Here is a 22,580-nt window from a genome sequence, read left to right as displayed (position 1 = left end):
AGGAAGAGAATTTCAACGAATATTGTATGAGAAAATTCACGAGGATTTTTGAAAAATAGAATAGGTACTCGTTTGTATTATAGGTATTAAGAAGCTCCTTTTGGTAAAGCTAGAAAACTTTCATATTCCAAAAGTACGATAATTATTATGAATTAAACTATGATTAAACTGCAATTGCCCATATTAATAGAGAACATTGTTTTTGGGTAAGAAGTAGTGATACTTTATAACGTTGAAATAAAATTATTATATGCATGAATTTAATTGCTAATTCAGGAATTCAATATTATTCAATGCCACTTGAAATTAACCTAAATGATAATTTCAAGATGCATTTCCATGAGTGGTTTGATATTGAAGATTCAAAGTTAAAACTAGAGCTTGCTCACAAATTTTCAGAAGAAGACATTTGGGTAAGGAAAAATGAATTGTCTATTTTAGGCTATCTCAGCAATAATCAGGTTGGACATTATAGAAATAATAAATTTGTTAATTACAAGTGGGAAGAAATTGTTAATGATTTTGAGCATGAAGGTTATCAACCTATACGTCCTATGGAAACTGAAGACGGTGGAACAGATTGTTTTTCAATAACATTGAATAAATGCCGTTTTGAAAAATTTGAGAATATATGGTTGCCTTTTCCATATTTTAAGGTGAAGGATAATGGTCATTCAGATTTTGGTCCAACTAACTGGTGTCGTTTTAAATTAATACCCGAATCGGTTTCAGGTAATAAGAGAAAATACACCATATTATTAGTATTTGATACAAGAACTAGTTATGAGGGGGAAAGTTTTGAGGAAGATGATCTTAATGAAACACCAGTTTTTTCAAGTGAATATGATAAAGTAAAAGAATTTGAACTGTGTAACAATGAAATTTCTTTAGTGGACTTTTGTTCAGAGTCTCGAAATTGTGAATGGGTTGATGAATATTTGTTACATATTTACCATGGTCAAAAGAAAATTGACGATCTGAAAATCAAAAAACCCAAAATGAGTTATCTCTCTCAGTATATATATTTATTGGGTTATATACAACAGTTGAATATACTGCCTTCTATAAAACTTTTTTCTGATAAGAAAGTGGTTTTTGGAGATGTAGATATTGTATTGGATATTGGTAATTCCCGTACTTGTGCAGTTTTGTTTGATGATGGAGATTTTACAAGGGTTGAGCCATTAGGGCTTCAAAATTTTACAACACCATTAAAGAATGGTAAACTCAATCGATTAGCTGATTCATTTGATATGCGATTGGCTTTTCGATCTGTAGGTTTTGGTGTTAGTAATTTAAAACAAAGTATGCAGTTTGTTTTTCCAAGCATGGTCCGACTGGGATGTGAGGCCAATGAGTTGATTTATCAAGCTGTCAATCTTAATACAGGTGTAGAGAAGATAACTACATTTTCTAGCCCAAAGCGCTATTTGTGGGATCGGAGCCCCCAAGAGAAGGATTGGGAGTTTGTGGCTCTTGAAGGAGAGGTAGAGCAATTAGTTCATATTAAGGGTGTTTCGGAGCAATTAAATTTTGATGGAACACTTAATACTACAGGGGAAGGGGGTATAGACAAATATTATTCTCGTAGAGCGTTGATGACTTTTGCTATGCTTGAAATCTTGGCTCAAGCTAAAATGCAAATCAATAGTTATACATTTCGTCATAAGTGGGGAAATGAAGATAAACCGCGTCGTTTAGGAAGAATTATCATAACCTGTCCTACAGCAATGTCAAAGGTTGAACAGGTTGCCTTACGGAAATGTGCTGAAGACGCTTCGATTATCCTTGATCGATTTTATGCAGGTACATTCTACGATGATATAGAGGAGAAAGATCACCGTAAGAAAACTCAAGTTGTTCCTTCTGCAAAAGATTTAATGAAAACGGAAGAGCGTACAGAATGGTTTTATGATGAAGCTACTTGTTCGCAATTTGTGTACGTGTATGCAGAAATAACCAAACGCTATCTAAACAATAGTGATGAGTATTTTAACTTTTATGGAAAGCATAGAAATGATTTAGGAGAATATGATAAAAAATCACTTACTATAGGCTCTGTTGATATTGGTGCGGGTACGACAGATGTAATGATTGCAGCTTATAAATATCATGATGAAGGACAGTGCAAACTAACACCTGTACCCTTGTTTTGGGAGAGTTTTTATAAGGCAGGAGATGACTTACTGAACCGATTAATACGGGAGGTCGTAATAGAAGGTCCTCATGCTGTTGTAAAAAATGTATTGGAGAAACAGAACTTAAGTGATATAACAGCTCTTATTCTTGATTTCTTTGGAAGTGACAATGCACGACAATCTGTTACTCATAGGCAGATACGTAACGAATTTAATTTACAGGTATCTGTCCCGATTGCGCTTCAATACCTTGAAATTTTAAATAATGGCCAAATAGAAAAGGCTGTTTTGAACTATTCTGATATTTTTTCGAAGAACAAACCTTCTGAACGGGTACTAAAACATTTTGAAGATCATTTTGGTTTTAAAATTGAAGCTATCCAATGGTCTTACGATAAGAATGTAATATCTAAAATTGTAGAATCTACATTTGATCCATTGGCTAGTAAAATTTCAACTCTATTGTCCTATTATGGATGCGATATTGTGCTGCTTTCTGGGCGACCTACTTCTCTTAAACCTCTTTCTAATTTATTTTTAAAATATTACGCCATTTCGCCAAATAGGTTAATTACACTTAATGATTATCGAATAGGAAGTTGGTATCCTTTTCAAGATGGTAAGGGGAATTTCGAAGATACTAAGTCTATTGTTGCAGTTGGAGCAATGATAGGCAATTATGCTTCAACAAAAGGAAGTTTAAATGGTTTTTCGTTGGATTTTAGAGAATTAAAGAAACATATGCTACCTACAACAGATTACTTTGCAAAATCTTTAAATGGATTATCTTTTCTGTCGCCAGAATTGAACAATACGATATTAGAAGTATCACAATTACCTATGCGTATTTGGACTAGACAATTGGATACTAAATCTTATCCCACAAGGCCATTTTTTGTACTTGATTTTAATAAAGAAAATATTAAATCTCGATTGATAAATAAACTAGGCTTGGATGTGCATAACAGGATGCAGGTAAACGATGCTGTAACTAACGAAATTATGCGTTTGGAAAAATTAACACCGCTTAAATTCACAATAGAAAGGGATTATCTTGAAGATAAGGAATTACTTATTATAGAATCGGTTGAAGACTGTAATTATGAAGATTTACCAATTAATTATTTTAGGATTCAGGTACAAAGCATGATTGAGACTGATAATTATTGGCTTGATACTGGCGAATTTTCAAATTTGTCTATCTAATACAAATCAAAAACTATTTCCATGGAAAAGCAGATAAAATCTCAACTTGAAATCATTAATAAGTCTATTAAATGGATTAAAGAAACCGATTCCATGCAGGGGGCAAAGGGTGAGACGGCCTATAATAACCTTGTGAATTTGCGTCGTCAACTTAGAAAAAAATGTTATGCTTTAGAAGGGAATCCAGCAGCTGCCATGTATGGAGAAAGTCAAGTTGGAAAATCCTACTTAATAAGTAGTTTACTTTCCGATATAGGAACACCGTTTGTTATTAGCAATGGAGATAATAAAGATTATAATTTCATAGAAGATATAAATCCACCAGGTGGAGGCTCGGAATCTACAAGTTTAGTATCACGTTTTTCTGCTGATTATCTCCCAGAACATTCTGAATATCCAATAAAAGCTATATTGCTTTCTCCTGCAGATATTGTCATGGTACTTTGTGATAGTTTTTACACAGACATTAAAGTCAGTCACGATTTAGTATTAAAAACGGAATCAATTGATAATGCATTGAATTCTTATAAGGAATCTTATCAGAGTCGAGAATCGCAGCAAACTGTTTTGGAGGAAGATGATATTTTGAATATACGAGATTATTTTAATACTTATTTGTCAAAGGCTGGAGAAGTACTTAATTCAAATTTTTTTAAGGATATACCATTATTAATTTCAAAAGCTCAACCGGATGAATGGGTGGAAATTTTTTCTCTGCTTTGGAATAAAAATGAAATTATTTCAGCCCTTTTTTCTTCTTTAATGAAGGAATACGAAAAATTAAAGTTTACTACTGTTGTTTATTTGTCTATAGAAGCGGTGTTATACAAAAACGGGACCTTACTTGATGTTAAGCGCATGAAAGAGATTTATTTTCCCCACGATGGAATTGAATCAAATTATAAGCCTAATACAAGCGTATTGATAGCCAAGAAAGGGAAGGAGAATATCATATCTATTGCAAAATCATACTTATGCGCTTTAACAGCAGAAATTGTATTTAATATACCAAAGTCGTTACTAAACAATAAACCATTTTTGAAAGAAACAGATTTGCTAGATTTCCCTGGTGCTAGAGGCCGTTTAACGCATCCTGAAAATTTAATTGAAGCCGAAATAATTCCAGAATTATTATTGAGAGGAAAAGTAGCATACTTATTCAATAGATATTCAGAAGCCGAAAAAATTAACGTTTTATTATTCTGTGCTAAACATACGGATCCTGTACAACGATCTATGCCAGAATTATTAAATAATTGGGTAGAGAAAATTGTTGGAGATACTCCCGAAAAGAGAGAGCTGTTTGTTAATAGATCAAAAATCCCCCCTTTATTTATTGTAGGTACCTGGTTCAATGTTAATTTACAATTTGATCCCTTACAAGATAAGAAAGGAGATGATTCATCTTTGAACTATAGATGGAGCCAACGTTTTGAACGTTCATTGTCAGATCAATTATTAAAAATAGAGACTTATGACTGGTTTGAAAACTGGACAACTTCAAACCCCTTATTCCAAAATGTTTTTCTTCTACGTGATTTTGAAAAATCGGAAAGTATTAGTCGTCTATATAAAGGTTTTAACGAATATGGAGAAGAAAAAGAAATAGAAATTACAAAGAAATATCATGATTTTCATAAAGATTTAAAACAATCTTTTATTGAGTTTGAGTTTGTAAAAAAACACTTTAAAAACCCTACAGAATCATGGGATCATGCTGCAAGTATTAATGAAGATGGAACTTCTCTAATTATTAAAAGTCTTACGATAGCTGCAAATAATATTGATGCAGCTCGAATTGAAAAGATACAACGCGAGCTTATAAGTATTTCTGAAGCTATTCTAGCAGAGTTATATAAACATTATCATGATTCCGATTCTGATGCAAGAATACAGAAAGCGAAAGAAACAGCAGGAGATATACAGGTTAGTTTGGATATTGCTTTCGGAAAAAACCCCTATTTCTTTGGGACTATGATGAAAGGATTTATGTTGCCTCAAAGCGAGGTGTATCGTATTTATCTTAAACAAATTCGTGATATAGAACGTCGTGATGTGATTAATCTAGATCAATATAGCGCAATTAGGTTAAATGTTAAAGGGCTAAATCCTTCAGATAATTTTGAGACCAATTTAGATCGTTTGAGAGAGCACTATGAAAAACCAACAAAAGAGGCTTGTAAAGCATATTTTGAGACACAAGGACTTGATTTAAATGAGCTTTTTTATGGTAACAATGATAGAGTTCGAAACTTTTCACAAATGTTGGCAGATTCTTTGGAGGTATATTGGTTTGATCATTATATGCCGGAGAACAGGGAAAAACTTTCTGAAATACTATCTGAAAGTGATCTAAAGGATATTCAAATAATGTTGCGCACATTATTTAAAAGGTTAAAAATAACAAAGATTATTGCTGACAGAATTCGGGGATATGTAGATGGCTATCGAAATATCGAGGAGGTTTATGAAATGATTTCAGATATCAGCGCCGAAATAATTAACATATTCGTGAATACCATAGGCATGGAATATTTTACTAATTCCGATTTAATTGATCTTAAAAGAGCCAATGAAAATAATACTTTAGGATTGATTTTAGATGATGATGATTTGCAGTTTAAACAAAACACGCGTAACGAAGCAGCCCAACTCTTGGCAAAAATGGGGGATTTACCTGAGTTATTGAATAAAAACCCTTTGCCAAAGGAGGATATAAAACTATTACCTAATTATAGAAGCTATATTCAATGGTACAATTTGTTAAAAGTAGGGTTTGTTTCTGTATGTGATATTCCCAATTATGATGTTCAGGCTAATGATCAATTAAAGGCTATTATTGAAGAAAATAGCGCTATTAAATATTAATAATCATGCCAAAAGTAAAAGGAAAAAAACCGTTATGCAGTTGTGAGAAAAAATACTTTAAATCCCTTCAAGGATTTGGAGAACATTCATTGTTTGATCGTTTCTCTGATATAGAGAATACCGTTAGAAAGAAGATAGATGAGAATTATCAACATTTTTTAGCACAACCTGTCATAGAAGAGGGAGAAACCATATTCTGGTTTAGCCATCCATATAAGGAGACGCCTCAACGATTAACAGAGATGCAAGGTGAAATCCGTATTCAATATGAACAAATTAAAACAGAAACAACTACTCATTTTGAAACTGTAATTAAACAACTTGAACATGAAGGTGAAACACGTAAAGCTGAAAGTCTAGAGAAAGCAATAAAATTTGTTAATGATGATTTTGTTTATTGTTATGATGGTAAAACTATTTTGGGTATTTGGGGTATGCAGTTACGAGATGAAATAAGGGAATCTATTGGGATAGCCATGAAAACCCAATTTGTTCCAAAAAAGAATAAAGAAGAGGAAAAACCTGACAGTGTTCCTTTGTCAGAAGAAGAAGATTTTATTAAAAACCCCCTTATAAATTCTTTTAGTATTGTCTTTAAGACAGGGGAGGAAGGTCGTATTCTGGGCAATTATGAATTGACAAAATACGAAAATGAACTCATTAACCAAAGTGAAATACCCGAAGTTCAAGCTAAGAATGGTTATGAGTTTATGGGGTGGGATAAGAGCCCTAAGAATTTCATTATAACTGAGGACACTGTATTTAGAGCTCAATATAGAGAAATACCATTAACTATTGCAAAAGTGCCTTGGTATAGGCGTTTTTGGAGTTGGTTTATTGCGAGTTGGCTGAGGTGGCTATTATGGTTGTTTCTTCTCTTGTTGCTATTGTTTCTTTTTTCTTGGTTGTACCGTAGTTGTTGTGATCTTCGTCCAGAACAAGTTTTGCCCCCTTCATTAATTGATAAGCCAGAAAATGTACAAGATCCAAATTTAGGAAAAGGAGGTATTTATAATCGGAAGGAACCCTATGAGCCTGAACCAACACCACTTGAATATCATGATTTGCTCCCGCCTGAAGTAGGTGTGTTAGAGCCCGTTGACTCTACTGAAATTATCCGTGAACCTGGAAAACCTGTTATTATAGGGAATCGACTTAATATTTTAATGGAAAATAAAGATAAGTCTATCATTGATTTAGCTAAGGATTTTAAAGCCAAATTTCCAGATAATACATACAAAGTGATTTATTATGATGATGTTGTAAAACGTATGCAAATAAAGTTACCAAAGGAAGAAAGGGAAAATTTAAAACAAACCATTCCAGGATTATTTGAACCGAAATATGAGCTTTTTGTTTTTGATGAAACCTTGTTTGAAAATAGACATATACCAAACGATCCAGCTTTTAATGATCCAGATAAATCTTGGTATTTTAAAGCAATTAACGCTCCGAAAGCTTGGGATTTAACACTTGGAGTATCAGATATTACTATTGCAATAGTAGATAATGGGTTTAGTTTAAGACATCCAGAGTTTAGTAATAAAATAGTGATGCCATATAATGTTTGGACGCATTCCAAAGATGTTTTTGCACAAACTGTAGATCATGGAACCCATGTGGCAGGTATAGCCTTAGCAACAATAGACAATGGCAAAGGTAACTGTGGAGTTGCTCCAAATAGCAGGTTTATGCCCGTTCAAGTAGCTAATAGTCAAAATATAATGACGACTACTTCCATTTTAGATGGTGTGCTATATGCGCTTTATCAAGGAGCTGATGTTATAAATATTTCGTTAAATACTGAATTTGAAGGTCGCTTACCTGAAGCTAAACAACAAGATTTACAAAACAATCATTTTAAGGAAGAAGAACGTTTATGGAAAGAAATTATGAAAATTGCTAATGAGCATAAAGCTGTCATTGTTATAGCTGCTGGTAATGATAATATGTTAGCAGGTATAGATCCTATGAACCGTCCAAAAGATTTTATAACAGTATCAGCAGTTGATAAAAACCTACAGAAAATACATAGAGCAGGGTTTAGTAACTATGGTGATTTTTCAACTGTATCTGCTCCAGGGGTGGATATATTCAGTACTGTTGGAAGCGATAAATATACCGTTATGAATGGTACTAGTATGGCAGCTCCTATTGTTAGTGGAGCTGTGGCATTGATTAAAAGCCTTAACCGTAATATAACGGCCGAAGAGGTTATTTGTGTTATTCAAAGTACAGGGAAAGTAAGTGATGGCGAAATTGGAAACATGGTACAACTGGATAAAGCATTACAAGCAATTCAAGCTAATGATTTGAAAAATTGTGAGAGTCAGCCTGAAATACCCTCTACCGGTGATGTACAAATACTTTTAAGTTGGGACAATTACAATGATTTGGATTTACATTGTGTTGATCCGAATGGGGACAAGATTTGGTATAAAAATAAAACGGTTTCTAGTGGCGGTCTTTTGGAAATTGATATGAATGCTGAAACATCACATAGCATGACACCTATTGAAAATATTTATTGGCCAACTCATAGTGCTCCTCATGGCTCTTATAGTATTTATCTTAACTTTTTCAAAAAAAAAGCCACCAATATTAAAGAGAATCCTTACTCCATAACAGTGAAATATGGAGATAGCACAAAGGTGTTAAATGGCACAATTGTAGAAGAGGGAGAATTGCGTCATATTTTTACCTTTTCTTTAGGAATTTCTAATAATGAAGACTTTCCTGAAAACCTAAGTCAGCCATTAGCTCATGAAGATTTTGAAGAACTTGAGCGTAAAAGAGAAGAACTGCAGCAACAATTGGAAAAGATTAACCGTCAATTACTTAGACGACAGGGGCAGGGAGAAAAAATCAATTAATAATAATATCATTAAACTTTTTAATATGGATCAATCAAAATTTTCATTAGCCGATTTATTTACTGTTTTAGGAGCGCTCATTTTTGGATATATATGCTTTTTAAGTATAAACCTTTTTAGTTACGGAAATCTTACTTTTAGTATTATGCTAGCGTTTGGTTTCTTTCTTGTTTTAGGAGGTCTTGCTTTTTGGGCTAAATGGACTAAAAGAACCAATTATCCATCCAAATTCAAACGCATAACAGAGTGGGTATTGTTATTTGTATTTGTCATTACTGCAGTGATATCATTGCGTGCTTATTCTCATTATTTTGAACTGTATAATAATAAAGAAGTTATTACTTCGCAGGTTATTACTAATATCGAACAAGTAGAAAACATGTTTGTTGAATATGAAGATTATTCAAACAATCGTTTGATGTTATATGAAAGACGCCTCAATAGTGTAGTAAGAAACAAACAGGTCAATCCAAGAGAGTATGTAACATACGGTTTTGAAGAAGGTACAGACGATAGTATTCAGATTGAAAATAAAATGTTCACTTTAAATACTCAGGTATATCCTAGTAATTATAAGGAAATGAAGCAGATAGACTCCATTTGGCTAGCATCTTCCAAAAACAAAGTAGAGGAATGGAAATCCATTGGTATTGTGACAGTATTAAAAACGTTAGAAGTAAGTCTGAGAAATAGTAAAACAGCTCTCGTAGAGTTCTCAACTTTTAGGGCACCTGGTGAAAAGACAGATAATTTTGCGTTTCCCATGGTATTTAATGATGTGTCCGATCAAATTCAAACACTACAAACGCCCTCAACAGTATTGTCTTTTGGTTCTGCAATTGTGCTGTACTTGTTGATGTTGTTTTCATATTTCGTTACAAAACGTAGTACTAAGGATCCAGGGCTGAAATTTTTGTTAGCAGGTAGTAAATCTGAAAAACATCTTTAAAAAATATTAACTATTTAGTAATTAGAACATATGGATAAAAACGCTATGCTGTTAAATATTACAAGTCTTACTGTAGAACAGCTTTTCGAAGAAATTAAAACAGGAAAAGTAACTCTTGACGAACTGAAGAACACAGGGCAATTAGATGCCCAAAAGCGAAGAGACATACAGGAGCTGTTAAACGACCTTGAAAGAATAGATAATGAAGCCTGGGAAAAAGCTAAATATAGTGATGAATTAGCATTACGTGATTATATTACCCGATTTCCAAATGGCAAGCATGTACAAGAAGCTAAGAACTCAATTAAATTTTTGGAAGAAGAACGAGGTCGAACTCATGCACAAAAGCGAGTAATTCTAGACAAGCTAAAAACTAATCTCAACGAATATGCACCTGATCAAATCTTGGATTATTTGAGAAACGGAATACTTAATCATAATGATCTGTTAGATTTAGGTATTTCTACAAAAGTGTTGGATGCTTTGACAAGCACTAAACAATCAAGTTTAAAACTTGGCAAGACGCCTCAATCTATACCAGACGGTTATACTGAGGTATATTTTTGGGGTATCCCTGGATCTGGTAAAACCTGTGCATTAGGGGCTCTTCTTAGTACTGCCCACAAAGCAGGGTACCTTGAATATGCTATGGGGCCTGGTTATGATTATATGACTCAATTAAAAAATATTTTTGTTGACGATATTGCTATTTTACCTCCTCCAAGCCCTACCGATTCTACGCAGTATCTTCCTTTTACTTTAAAAACATCAAAAGAAAACAATGCCCGTTCTGTGTCGTTGATTGAATTAAGTGGTGAGATTTTTCAATGTTTTTATAATAAAAATGCTGGTCAGGAATTACCTTCTCAATCACATCAGGAGACTTTTGATTCTTTGATGCGTTTTTTGAGAGGAAACAATCGAAAGATTCATTTTTTCTTCATCGATTTTGATAAAAAGAATAAGAGAGATGCCGACGGGTATTTACAGAGTGATTATTTAGAAGCAGCCTCATCTTTTTTTAACAAACCAGAAAATAAAGTATTTGGTAAATCAACTGATGCTATATTTCTTGTAGTTACCAAAGCAGATTTAATACCTGGTGAGGATAAGGAACGCATAGATAAAGCCAAGGAATATCTTAACGAAGGATTTTTAGCACTTATAAATACCCTTAAAGGGATCTGTAAGAAAAACCGAATTAATGGAGGAGAACTTACTGTAGAACCGTTTTCTTTGGGCAAGGTTTATTTTCAGCAGTTGTGTGAGTTTGACAATACATCGGCACAAGAAATCATAAAAACCTTTATGAAAAGAATAAGGCCGAGCAAAAAAAGTATTCTAGATTTATTTAATAAATAATCGCCTATGGAAGTTGTTGTTCATGGTACAAAAGGGGGATATAAAATCCTTTATCATACTAAGGAAATGCCACGATCTGTAGCCCGAGATGTTAGACGAATAGATCGTAATGATGGTTCATCTGTTGGAGAATCGGCTTATTCTATTAGTTTTGCCGATTATGGTTGTGTGTTTACCAAATACTTGATAATAAGAGATGTTGAGCGTCGTGCTGTTGGTAATGTAGCCTTTTCGGTATATATTGATAGCACCAATAAATTACCTGGTGAGGCGATAAAAAACTTGCTTGACAATTTAGTAGGGAATTATAAAAATAATTACACATCAGATGGTAATCTTGGTATTGTACAAGAAGATTGGACTTTTGTAAATACCTTGATCAATCAATATAAAAAAGATTTAGTCAGAGAGATATACCCAGAAATTCAACCACAAGAATCAGGTGAGGCAGCGTATATCTACTATAATAGTGATGATGAGTTAAAAAAGTATTTTGAGGCTCCTTACCAAGTTGAGTACAGACCTTTTTGGCAAGTGTTTTTTATATCTATGCACTTAAAAAACACTCTTCAAGATCCACTTAATGCCTTACGACACGATCCCCAAAAAAATATTACAGGGCATATAAATCTTAATAATCCAAGCTATATTATAAAAGACTTTTTAGTAAGAGATATTTCTGGAAAAACTATAGAGCTTAAGACTAACGGTGTTAAGCTCACTAATAATGATACCATTAGAGAAGATGATACTATAAGCATAAAAATTACTAAAAACTACTATAAAACTATTGGAGTAGTTGGAAAAATAAATGATACTAAAATCAAACAGTATTTATCTGCAGATAATGGCATTGTTAGAGTAAAAAAAGAAATACAATTAATAGCTGAAACCAAAAAGATAAAGCTAAGAGTATTTGAGCAAATGGGGCAAGTTGTAAATGATGCTATTTTGGAATGTAAACATTATAAAGATGATGTCAAAAAAAAAGTAGAAAACGATACTCTAACTTTTACAGGAGAAGAACTGGGGCAACAGTGGCTGATTAGCGCAGAAAAAGGGAATATGCATGAACGCAAACAATTTACTCCGAGTAACCTAAAAGGGGTGTTAAGTATTGTATTAGAGGAATTTAAAGAGGTCGAATTTAGAGTTGTCGATTCTGATAATGGTAATATGGTGTACGATTTTGATTTAAAGATTAATGACAAAAGAGAACAACCTCATAACAATAAAGTTATATTTAAAGGTAGTGAAATAAAGAATACATGTGAAATTATAATTACAAACTCAGATTATGAACAGTATCACACTCATTATTGTCCAGATACATATCCGAACCCTTTAATTGTTCGTCTAAAAAGAATAATTAAGAAAGATGAAATCATAGATGGGCATTCAAAAAAATATAATATAAATTCCGGAGAGCATGGAGAATTAAAAGATGGTGAGGCTAGATACTCCCATTTTATAGACGGTAATGATGTGAGAGATTCTATTCAACCGAAGAAAGGTTGGCTGTTTGATGAATTTAGATTACAAGATGGAACCTTGGTGGCTCAGTATAGTAGAAAATGGTATATGAAACCGTTGTTTATGGTTGTGACTATTGTGATTACCACATTTGCAGTTTTCTTTTTACTCGTTTTTGTGGATTATGAAAAATCAGAAGAGATTACAAATCAAGAGGATATTGTTGAGCTAAAAGATAAATTAGAAAAAGTTATAATTTATTGTAATGGAAATACTCTAGATAAAAAATACTTATCAGATTTTAAAGATGAAAACTGCAATCGTAACGTTGATACCAGCAAACTAAAAATTAAAGCTTGTAAGAAAATAGATAGCTCCCTCGTACTTATCACTTTCATTGAATCTGGAGATATTAATAAATTAAAAAAGTTTGGTTATTCAAGTAATCAAAATGAATTTGGAAAGACCATAAGGAGCATTCCTGATTCGATTACTCCGACTATAAGAAATTACTTAAGAGGATTAGTAATTGAAAACATATTAGATTTAAATGATTTGGTTAATAATATAAACAAAAAAATCGATCAATTTAATTCTAATCTCGAAGATGGAACGAGTGTTGTTAAAATAGATAAAAAAATACCTGAAAATTCTAAAGTTGATGATGATAAAAAGTCAGAAAAAATACAAATTCAACAAGATGAAATAAAAGAAAAAGAATTTGAAAGTAAATTTTGGACCTTGGTTGAAAAAGATAATAATATTCCACAAATGGATGATTACGTTGACCTTCATCAAGACTATAACATAAGCGATAAAAATCGCATAAAATCATTTCTGAATATAATAGTTAAGGGTAATGAAGAATTTTTGCCTTTCAGCAGAATTCCTTTTAGAGAAAGACATGAAATGTTTGAACGTAGAGATGTTAACGGTTTGAGGAAACTATATAATGAAGAATTAACTCAAACGAAAAACACAATTATTAATGAAAATAATTAAAATTATATTTACTATTACTGTAATCTCGGCACTGGGCTATTTTGCATGGGAAAATATAACATCTAATCCACCTCCTCCATCGCCGCCTCCGTCAGAACCAGGGTATATAAAGCGTATCGAGAAAGAAATAGATTCCTTAGGTAAAATGCCTAATCATACCTTTAGTCATGAATTTTATAAAGCTGTGCAATATCGTATTGATGACTATCACAGGCAAAGGTTACTAGGAAAAGGAAAGACTAACGACAAATGGCAGGACATCTTGAGTAAGGATCTCTATGCGACCTATACCGATAAGTTTATAGACCAAGCCAAGGCAGTATTTAATAACGAGGAATGGCCAAATGAAGACTTACGTTTTATAAAAAGAGAGATGGATACTTTACGATCTTCTACCTATTTACAATCGGATGGTAAGATTTCTATCTATTTAGATAGTATAAATCTTGTTTTATCAAAATATTATGAAGTGAACCGTTTTTTGTCGTCCTGTAAACGATTTCGTTACTCTAGTTATAACTTGGATGATCAGTTTCCAGATGTCAGAAACAAGTTGAAAACTGCTAAAATGCACTTAAGAAGTGGTATAGGGAGTTTTAACTTAAACAACTGTATGCGTTTAAAGAACGGTTTAAGAAATATACCACAGATGTTACTTGACAAACATATAAGCTACTTACATAATAAGATTAAGCACCATTCTAATCGGTACCAAAATTTCGAATACCATACCAATTATTATGATCAACTTTACATGCCTTTAAATAAACAGTTAAAAGTTTTAAAGAACAAGAGTTATTGGATTTACAATAATACATATCGACAAGTATATATCGACTTGAATGATTTATTAAGAACAGATAACCGAAAGGCCTATGATTTTTTTCAATTAAAAAATAATAACTAAACTATTTAAGATGAAACAATCGGCATTTTTTTTCATGTTCCTTTTCTTGATTACCATTCATATAAAAGCTCAAGAAAATCCACTAGTAGATCAATTATTGGATAGGATTGAGCAAATTAGTACTGAAAGGGATAGTTTAAAAAGAGTTAATGTAAAGCAGCAAGAAACTATATCAAGCAATAAAAAAAAAGCAGATACTACATTAAAAGGTCTACACATCAAAATAGATCAACTACAAACTCAGGTTCAAGACGAAGATAAGTTGAAAAATACTATTAAAAAATTAACAGATAGTATAACAGGTATATTAGTAGAAAAGGAGAATGAAAGCAAATCATTACAGTCCCTATTTGATAATTTAAAAGTGAAATACAATAGTATATTGATAGATAGACAAGAGGAGGAACATAAACGGGTTGTTTCATTTGAAGAGAAGCTTCGGCAAAAAAACGATAGTATAACTGAATTAAAAAATAGTATTGTAAATAGAGATAACATTATAAAGGACAACAAAAGTAAAACCGAAGCTATAGCTAATAAGAAATACATAGAAGGACAAAAAAAAGGACAACAAGAAGTATTTGATAAGTTTAAAGCCAATTATAGTTCTGGCAGTTTTGATGACTTGATAATTTCCTCTACAAAAAAGGTAGTTATACGAGATTTGCAATTTGCACAAAAAAATGATCCAAAAACCTATATGATGTTAAAGGAGTTGAGTTTGTATTTTGCCGCTAAAGAAGTTTTAGAACAGCCATACAATGAACAGCAAGTAAAAAAAGCGCTAGATCAACTCAGTCAGATTACAGCAACATCTGTTAAACTTGATCGATTAAAAAAAGCTATTAGTCAGTATAAGCTTTGTAATGATGCATTAAAAAAGGCCATTGAGAAAATATTAGGAGATATAGACAAGAAGTTTAGAGCTTCAGATGACGATGAATCACAGGTTAAAAAATTAAAACAGGTATTGGCTATATTGTCTTGGTATTTTAGAAACTATAGATTTGATTTTAAAGAATACTCCTATTTGTCTGATGTTGTATTGGAATTAATGAATAGCAAACAGCGGGATGCTAATGCCAATATTAACCATTTATTGGATAAATTATAAAATAAACTATCAATATTTCCATCTTTTTTAAGTTTCTTGTTTTATTCTTGTTGTTTATGGTCTAAAAGTTTATTTTACAAGTAAACTCAATATCTTATAATTTTATAAGGAAGTGACTTTTCAATCTATTTTAAATTAACTAGATATAAATTTTGTTCATTTTATGTATTGAATAAATATATTTTGATTCTGTATATTTTATTTGATAAATTTGATATATGAGAAAACATTGATTTATTAACTAGGTATTTAAAAATACCAATAGAGAAGGAGTAGATAGTTTAAATATATAATCCGCAAGGAATACCTGATATCGGGTACCCTTTGCGGATTAATAGAACAATTGTTTATCCGTTAGGATCTACAGGCTCACCTGGGTCTTCAGATGGTGGATCAGAGGCCAACGGTTTTGGTTGCTCAAATGTTGTATCCTCGATACTATCGGGAGTACAGGACATTATTCCTAAAAAAAGGGATAATATCATTAGGTAAACTAAGCGTATACACATGACTTTTGTATTTAACCAGTTCAAAATGATCTAGAATTTTGGCGACTGGATTTTTACACGGTACTCGCTTGGCCAAGCATTTCCTTAATTCACTATGCTAGCAGTGAGATTAAGATGGGAGCAAAATATAAAGAAGAGTTGTTGGCAATAAGTCATGACCGCTCATGACCGAAAAAAAAATTAACTAAAAGCAAAAAACATGTCAAATGAGTTATTACAAGCCAAATTAGAAGTATTAGGAGTGTTTTTTTTAGTTAAAAAGATTAGGGATAGATATGAGGATTATTTTGCAATAAGTAAGGAAGAGGCTTGTAAACAGATAGAGTCTGAAACACAAGAAAAAGATCCCGACCGAAGTGTTTCAATGAGTTCTTTTAAAAGAATATTGAATTTCGAACTAAAACCCATTATTTCTTTTGGACAGATGAATAATTTGACTCACTGGTTTACTGATGGAAACTTTAAAACTTTTCATAAATATATAACTAAACACGAAGAAGCCATTCTAGAACATAATAATATGTCCGATGATAAAGTCCAATTATTATTAAATAAAATAAAAAACCATAGATCAAAAACTAAAACATCAATTTTATCAAAGGACAAGAGGCGCACAAATAGTGTTGAAATAAGTGGAATTGAAAGCGGAAAAGATACCAAAATAACTATAAAAGGAGAAAAATCTAATATTTCGATTGGTCAAATTAAATCAGGAGACAATACTAGTTTAGATTTATGATAAGAATAAAAACTGTGAGTAAGTTTTTCTCTAAATACATTTTTGATAAAATTCTAGCACGAATATGCACACGAATATAAGTATATTACAATATATAAAAAATGGTTCCATTTCAATAAATACTGAAATTTCAAATATTAAAGCAGATTTGGATACAAATATCAAGATCAAACAGTTTTTTATGAATTCCATTGATTTTCAAAAACTTCATCTAGAAATCAATCAAAAACGTAATCAATTAAAAATAGAAGAAGAAATTAAAATGAAAGAACACTTCTCAAACGAGTTAGATAAATTATATAGGTTGGAGAAGGCTTTTAAAATAGATATTCTTTATTTGGCAGATATTTTTTCCAAGCTTGAAATTAAAACTGAGCGATTAAAAAAAGCTAGGGACTTATTTGACCAAGGGAGGTTTAAAGAGGCAGATACTATATTGATTGAGAGTGAATTATCTAGTGATCAATTCAACTTATTACTACAGGTTGAATACTTAGAAATGAGAAAGTCAGGAATACTAAATCAGTTGCTAAATTAACCTGAATTACATATCGTATGAAAACTACTAAGTTAAGTTCCAAATACAATATTAGTGAGGCCTGTTTGGAAATTATAATGGATGAAGAAAGGTGTGAATTAGCTATTAATGATATTAGGTCAGATTCAGGAAACGTAAATATTGATGTATTGCAATTTATTCGTAACACAGAGTACTTTCCAAAGTTAGAAAAAAAGCTTATGCTCGAGCGAAAAGAGCTTAACCTTCTCGAAAGCCTAAAAAAGAGAATAGCATTAAATAATAAAATTAAAAAGATAGAGGAGGAAATTAAACAATATAAAATAGATGTTTTAATAACTTCATCAATCCTTTTAAAGGTAGAAGAAACGGAATTGATTTTAAATGTTAAAGAATTGTTCTTTAAAGGGCAGGTTTCTCAGGCATTAGAAACAATGAATGCTAAAAAACTTGAAAGTGTTAAAGATGAGCTAATCTCTCTTTTTAATGTAGAAAAAAAACTAGAAGAAGTATATCAAAAACTTGTAGGTAATGCTTTTGAATTTTTGGTTAAAGCACAATTAACTAGTTTAAATTTAGAAATAAAGTCCACTGAAGATAGATTTTATAAATCGATAGAGTTTTTTGAAAAGGGTTTGATTTCAGTTGAAAAATCTTTACAAACAGATCAAGAAGCAGATTATAAAGCGAAATACGGGGTTTATCTTCTTAAACATAACCAAAACAATAAAGCATATCCAATTCTTAATAGTTCTTTAAAAATTTACAAAAGATTATTCATTACCTCTCCAAAACAGTTTTCGACGAAACTAGCTAATTCTCTCAACAATTTAGCAATTGCATATAGACACAAAAATAAATTTAAAAAAGCAGAACTACTATTTATTGAGGCTTTGAATATTAGAGAAAATCAAGGAGAAGCATATGCGGAAAATCAAGCAGCTATTCTTAATAACCTTGGGGGGATGCATTATTCAAAAAATGAATTTGTTAATGCTGAAAATTGCTATATGAAATCTTTGAATTTGAGAAGAGAACTAGTAAAAAGGGAAAAGTCTAAACAAAGTTTACATGATTTATCAGCTACGCTTAATAATTTATCAATTTTATTTAAAAAAATGAATGCCTTTGAAAAAGCGGAAAAAACAATTGTTGAAGTTTTGGAAATCAGAAATGAATTGGAAAGAATTTATCCTAAGTCTAACTTGATTGAAATAGGAAGGGCATTTAATGGTTTAGCGGTTATACAGGTAAAGAAAAAAGATTTTGATAAGGCTGAAGATTCATATTCAAAGTCGTTAAAGATTATTGAAAAACAGGCAAAGGTTTATCCGGAAAAGCATTTACCCGAATTAGCTCTCTCCTTAAATAATATTGGATGTTTTTATACAAGAAGACGTAATTTTAAGAAAGCTGAAAAGTTACTTTTTAAAGCGTTAAAAATTAGAGAAAAATTAGCTTTGACTAACCCAGAAACTTTTTTGCCTGAAGTGTCGACTAGTGTAAATAATTTGGCCCTTTTATACCTGAAAAAAAAAGATAATATAAGAACAAAACAATTCTTTGATAATGCTTTGAAGATTAAGAAAAAACTAGTAGAGACTCAATCAGAAATTTACTTGCCAACTATTGCAGAAACATACGATGGGCTTGGTTATTTATATTCTAGAAATAATGAATTAGATAAAGCTAGTGAGTTTTACAAAAAAGCTTTGAAGATTAAGAAAAAATTAGCTCGAAAAAATCCAAAAACTTATCTGCCTGATGTTGCAGATACATTAAGTAATATGGGGCACACCCAAAATAAAAATAATGAGCCGGTAAAAGCAGAAAAATCGCTGCAAAAAGCAATTAAAATAATAAGGCAATTATCCAAAGAAAACCCCATTGCTTATGTGGAAGGATTAGCAGAGGCTCTTAAGTTTATAGCTAATCTACAAACAAAAAAAAACGATCTTTTAAATGCTCAAAAATCTTTGTATGAGTGTTTGAGTATTTTGCAAAACCTTGAAAAAAAGAATAAAAGTGTTTACTTGCCAGCAGTGGCCGAAGCTCTCAATGGGTTAGGCATAGTATACCGTGAAAAAAAAGAATATGATATGGCTGAAACATATTATTTAAAGTCATTAAAAATAAGAGAAAAACTAGTAAAAAAACAGCATGATATTTATGCTCCGACCATTGCAGAGACGTATAACAATTTGGCAGTTTTGTTGTATGATAAAAACAATCTTGGAAATTCAAAACAAGCTTTTTTAAAAGCTTTAAGTATAAGTCGAACATTAGCACGTAAGAACCCAAAAGAATATTTACCTAGGGTGGCAGCAGCCTTGAATAATTTAATTCTTCTTTATCGTAATACGAATGAATTAAAACAAGCTGAAGAATCATCTTTGGAAGCTTTAAAAATATATAGAAAATTAGCAAAAGAAAACCTAAAAGCTCATATGTTACCTTTAGCAGGAACGCTAATAAATACAGCAAGATTTTATCAAAATCAAATAGAAAACAAAGACCTTTCATTATCGTTATTAGATGAAGTAATGACCATATTGAAACCATTTCGTCAAATTGATTATGTTCAAGGCTATATAAATGAAGTATGTATGATTTTGTTTAATTGGAACATTGATTTTGAAATATATTTAAATCAAAGATTCAGTGACTGATTTATATTTAATATAAAAGACTCCCTCATCCGTAACCCATACGTATTTAACCAGTAATATCTAGGGCTTACATATTTGAAAGGTCACAAGGTAACTAAAAAGGTAACATACTTTTTCGTGTTCTAGGTTAAAAAATAGATTTTTTCTTTTTAAGCTTCTGATTGTTAATGTACATAATTTTGTTATTAGCTTTTACATAACAGAAAATAGATAGCAATTTACTGAATTGTATTGATAATTTAAACATAAAAATATGTCGTTATTAACTGAAAATTCTTATATTTAAAAACTCCTTAAAAAATTAATTTCTGCATTTTATTATCAAAATACCAGTTAATAGGTATTGAATCTAGTAATTAGAATTGCAAGTTTTGATATTACAAAACTATTTCCAAAAGCTAATTTTTTGCTGAGCTTTTGTGATTTATTTTGGCTTAAAATTCTAAGAAAACTTATGTGTGTTAAGTTAATAAAAGTATAAATGGAAGGAGTCTCATCAATTTTTATTGCCTTATTGATTCTGAGTATAATTACTGAAAAGGCTGTGCTTTTGGTAAGGTGTTACCCAAGAGTTTTTGTAAAAGGATTTATAGCAATTCTTGCAATTTTAATTATATCTCTTTGGGTATCCTATGATCATAATAGAACGTTAATTGTTTTATATATAGGATTTTATGGATTCATCTTTTACAATTATAATTTGCTTGGGCACAATTATGAAAAGTTCACAAATGGAAAAACAACTAATGTCCACTATATAAACCTTGTATATGCAATTGTATTTCATGTCATTCTCTTATTATTTGTTGATTCCAGTTTTTCTCAAAAAAGCTTGATTTTTTCGGTATGGAATCTTTGCCTATTTGGATTGCTCACCCTCTTTGTTCAATCGTTAGTTCATAGGAACCTACTTAAAAATATTACCAAGGGTAGTAATGAGGAGGATATCGGTTCAAAGGAACTAGAGATTACCTTTTTAAGTTTTCTTATTGGTTGTTTGGTTGCGTTCCTATTCTCAGCAGATATTTTTACAATACTGAAGAAAGTAATACAATCTCCAAATGAATTAGGAGTAATTTTTGAATTTAATCAAAGCTTTCCCATTTTAATTAATTCTAGTGCTGAATCATTCAGTGGCTTCATTAAAATTAATCAAAGCTTTAATCCATTTACGGCTTTAAATTTAGGTATATTAATTACTGGATTCTTCTTATCCTTCGGGTCTAAGTTTTTTCACGACATTCTGGATTATGTTTTTGAATTGAAGAACTTAAAACGGAAATTAAACAAACAGGAAACATACAAGATTGACCAAATAGCTGACTTGGATGAATATATCCAAACCTCAGAAGGGGTTATGGCTCAAAAAGTTTCAGATGAATTTGTCGATGCCTTAAAGCTTAAATATCCCAATATTGTTTCTGTGCAACCTGGTCTTTCAATTATAGATGGTAAAAAAAGGAATTCCATCATTATTCATTTAAATGACAATGATACAGATACTGTACCTAAGAAGCTACCTTATAGGCTAGCAAGTGGTAGGATTGTAGACATTCCTGTGGAAGTAATAGAGGGACTTGATGAGGCTGAAATTCATAGTCGTCCAGGTGTGAAAATTGCAAATAGTGATCATATTAGTAAAAAAGGCACCTATGGATGCCTTGTGAGACATCAAGATGGTGATGACTATATACTCACTTGCTCTCATGTCGCTTTAAGTGGAAGTAGCAAAGATCTAGAAGGGAAGGTGAATGAAGACGAAATTTATATAGCTTTTGAGATTGGTAGACCATTCAATATAGCAAATGAATTGTTCTATGCTAGAAGAGATGAAAATAATGATACAGCTCTCCTCAAACCCACTCTTAGCAATAACTCCAATAAGGTCAAAGGTATAGTGATAAAGAAGGAAAGAAATATAGATAAGGTTAAGGATCGTTTAGAAGAGGTTAGATTTTTTGGGGGTAAATCTGGACTTCAAAAAGGTAAGATTCATCAACCATGTCATCAAGACGAGGTTACTTTTAAATACGATGATGGTAAGAAAGCAATATTTAAAAACCTTATAATATTTGGTAAACTACGTGGGTCGAAATGGAAATCAATCTCACAAAAAGGGGATTCCGGTTCTATTATTTTTGATAAAGATAATAAGGCTATAGGTTTATTGATTGGAGGCAATAAACAATTTTCCTATGCATTACCAATTAAGCCAATATTAGATAAAGCAAACTGTACAATTAAAACATAAAAC

Annotated in this window: 13 protein-coding genes; 12 read left to right on the top strand and 1 reads right to left on the bottom strand. The window is 31.5% G+C overall.

Annotation, left to right across the window (positions count from 1 at the left end):
- Positions 1-254 precede the first annotated feature (254 nt).
- Genes Q4Q40_RS22220 through Q4Q40_RS22185 form a run of 8 tightly spaced genes read left to right on the top strand, consistent with a single transcriptional unit; the run spans position 255 to position 15,892 of the window.
- Positions 255-3,344: a virulence factor SrfB gene (locus Q4Q40_RS22220; protein ID WP_303304256.1), complete on the top strand. Its 3,090-nt coding sequence runs from the start codon at positions 255-257 to the stop codon at positions 3,342-3,344.
- 21 nt (positions 3,345-3,365) lie between these two features.
- The gene (locus Q4Q40_RS22215; protein ID WP_303304255.1) at positions 3,366-6,212 is read left to right on the top strand and encodes a virulence factor SrfC family protein; all 2,847 of its coding nucleotides are present in this window, start codon (positions 3,366-3,368) and stop codon (positions 6,210-6,212) included.
- A gap of 5 nt (positions 6,213-6,217) precedes the next feature.
- Positions 6,218-9,085 (top strand): S8 family serine peptidase, encoded by a 2,868-nt coding sequence (locus Q4Q40_RS22210; RefSeq protein ID WP_303304254.1) that lies wholly within the window; start codon positions 6,218-6,220, stop codon positions 9,083-9,085.
- 25 nt (positions 9,086-9,110) lie between these two features.
- The gene (locus tag Q4Q40_RS22205) at positions 9,111-10,034 is read left to right on the top strand and encodes a hypothetical protein (protein WP_303304253.1); all 924 of its coding nucleotides are present in this window, start codon (positions 9,111-9,113) and stop codon (positions 10,032-10,034) included.
- 30 nt (positions 10,035-10,064) lie between these two features.
- Complete coding sequence (locus Q4Q40_RS22200; RefSeq protein ID WP_303304252.1) at positions 10,065-11,396, top strand: hypothetical protein; 1,332 nt, start codon at positions 10,065-10,067, stop codon at positions 11,394-11,396.
- A gap of 6 nt (positions 11,397-11,402) precedes the next feature.
- Positions 11,403-13,871 (top strand): hypothetical protein, encoded by a 2,469-nt coding sequence (locus tag Q4Q40_RS22195; RefSeq protein ID WP_303304251.1) that lies wholly within the window; start codon positions 11,403-11,405, stop codon positions 13,869-13,871.
- Complete coding sequence (locus tag Q4Q40_RS22190; RefSeq protein ID WP_303304250.1) at positions 13,858-14,778, top strand: hypothetical protein; 921 nt, start codon at positions 13,858-13,860, stop codon at positions 14,776-14,778. The genes Q4Q40_RS22195 and Q4Q40_RS22190 overlap by 14 nt, the downstream gene beginning before the upstream one ends.
- Before the next feature lie 10 nt (positions 14,779-14,788).
- Complete coding sequence (locus Q4Q40_RS22185) at positions 14,789-15,892, top strand: hypothetical protein (RefSeq protein ID WP_303304249.1); 1,104 nt, start codon at positions 14,789-14,791, stop codon at positions 15,890-15,892.
- A 347-nt stretch (positions 15,893-16,239) separates the two neighbouring features.
- Here the strand turns inward: Q4Q40_RS22185 and Q4Q40_RS22180 are convergent, their stop codons facing one another.
- Complete coding sequence (locus Q4Q40_RS22180) at positions 16,240-16,401, bottom strand: hypothetical protein (protein WP_303304248.1); 162 nt, start codon at positions 16,399-16,401, stop codon at positions 16,240-16,242.
- 199 nt (positions 16,402-16,600) lie between these two features.
- On the opposite strand from Q4Q40_RS22180, the gene Q4Q40_RS22175 reads away from it, so the two are divergent.
- From Q4Q40_RS22175 to Q4Q40_RS22160, 4 genes are all read left to right on the top strand, one after another.
- The gene (locus Q4Q40_RS22175) at positions 16,601-17,140 is read left to right on the top strand and encodes a hypothetical protein (RefSeq protein ID WP_303304247.1); all 540 of its coding nucleotides are present in this window, start codon (positions 16,601-16,603) and stop codon (positions 17,138-17,140) included.
- Between the two features lie 181 nt (positions 17,141-17,321).
- Positions 17,322-17,678, top strand: a complete 357-nt coding sequence (locus tag Q4Q40_RS22170) for a hypothetical protein (RefSeq protein ID WP_303304246.1) — start codon at positions 17,322-17,324, stop codon at positions 17,676-17,678.
- A 17-nt stretch (positions 17,679-17,695) separates the two neighbouring features.
- Complete coding sequence (locus Q4Q40_RS22165; protein ID WP_303304245.1) at positions 17,696-20,326, top strand: tetratricopeptide repeat protein; 2,631 nt, start codon at positions 17,696-17,698, stop codon at positions 20,324-20,326.
- A 481-nt stretch (positions 20,327-20,807) separates the two neighbouring features.
- A complete protein-coding gene (locus Q4Q40_RS22160) occupies positions 20,808-22,577 on the top strand; it encodes a hypothetical protein (RefSeq protein ID WP_303304244.1) in 1,770 nt (589 codons plus the stop codon).
- Positions 22,578-22,580 lie beyond the last annotated feature (3 nt).

Origin of the sequence: Flavivirga jejuensis (assembly GCF_030540765.1) — a bacterium.
In the GTDB taxonomy this organism is placed as follows: Bacteria; Bacteroidota; Bacteroidia; order Flavobacteriales; family Flavobacteriaceae; genus Flavivirga; species Flavivirga jejuensis.
This window is presented reverse-complemented; position numbering and strand designations above follow the sequence as displayed.

What these genes read in the sequence shown, in the direction of transcription:
- Q4Q40_RS22185 (WP_303304249.1), top strand. Translation starts at nt 14,789, where the DNA reads ATGAAACAATCGGCATTTTTTTTCATGTTCCTTTTCTTGATTACCATT.
- Q4Q40_RS22220 (WP_303304256.1), top strand. Translation starts at nt 255, where the DNA reads ATGAATTTAATTGCTAATTCAGGAATTCAATATTATTCAATGCCACTT.
- Q4Q40_RS22200 (WP_303304252.1), top strand. Translation starts at nt 10,065, where the DNA reads ATGGATAAAAACGCTATGCTGTTAAATATTACAAGTCTTACTGTAGAA.
- Q4Q40_RS22195 (WP_303304251.1), top strand. Translation starts at nt 11,403, where the DNA reads ATGGAAGTTGTTGTTCATGGTACAAAAGGGGGATATAAAATCCTTTAT.
- Q4Q40_RS22180 (WP_303304248.1), bottom strand. Translation starts at nt 16,401, where the DNA reads ATGTGTATACGCTTAGTTTACCTAATGATATTATCCCTTTTTTTAGGA.
- Q4Q40_RS22175 (WP_303304247.1), top strand. Translation starts at nt 16,601, where the DNA reads ATGTCAAATGAGTTATTACAAGCCAAATTAGAAGTATTAGGAGTGTTT.
- Q4Q40_RS22215 (WP_303304255.1), top strand. Translation starts at nt 3,366, where the DNA reads ATGGAAAAGCAGATAAAATCTCAACTTGAAATCATTAATAAGTCTATT.
- Q4Q40_RS22205 (WP_303304253.1), top strand. Translation starts at nt 9,111, where the DNA reads ATGGATCAATCAAAATTTTCATTAGCCGATTTATTTACTGTTTTAGGA.
- Q4Q40_RS22190 (WP_303304250.1), top strand. Translation starts at nt 13,858, where the DNA reads ATGAAAATAATTAAAATTATATTTACTATTACTGTAATCTCGGCACTG.
- Q4Q40_RS22165 (WP_303304245.1), top strand. Translation starts at nt 17,696, where the DNA reads ATGAAAACTACTAAGTTAAGTTCCAAATACAATATTAGTGAGGCCTGT.
- Q4Q40_RS22170 (WP_303304246.1), top strand. Translation starts at nt 17,322, where the DNA reads ATGAATTCCATTGATTTTCAAAAACTTCATCTAGAAATCAATCAAAAA.
- Q4Q40_RS22160 (WP_303304244.1), top strand. Translation starts at nt 20,808, where the DNA reads ATGGAAGGAGTCTCATCAATTTTTATTGCCTTATTGATTCTGAGTATA.
- Q4Q40_RS22210 (WP_303304254.1), top strand. Translation starts at nt 6,218, where the DNA reads ATGCCAAAAGTAAAAGGAAAAAAACCGTTATGCAGTTGTGAGAAAAAA.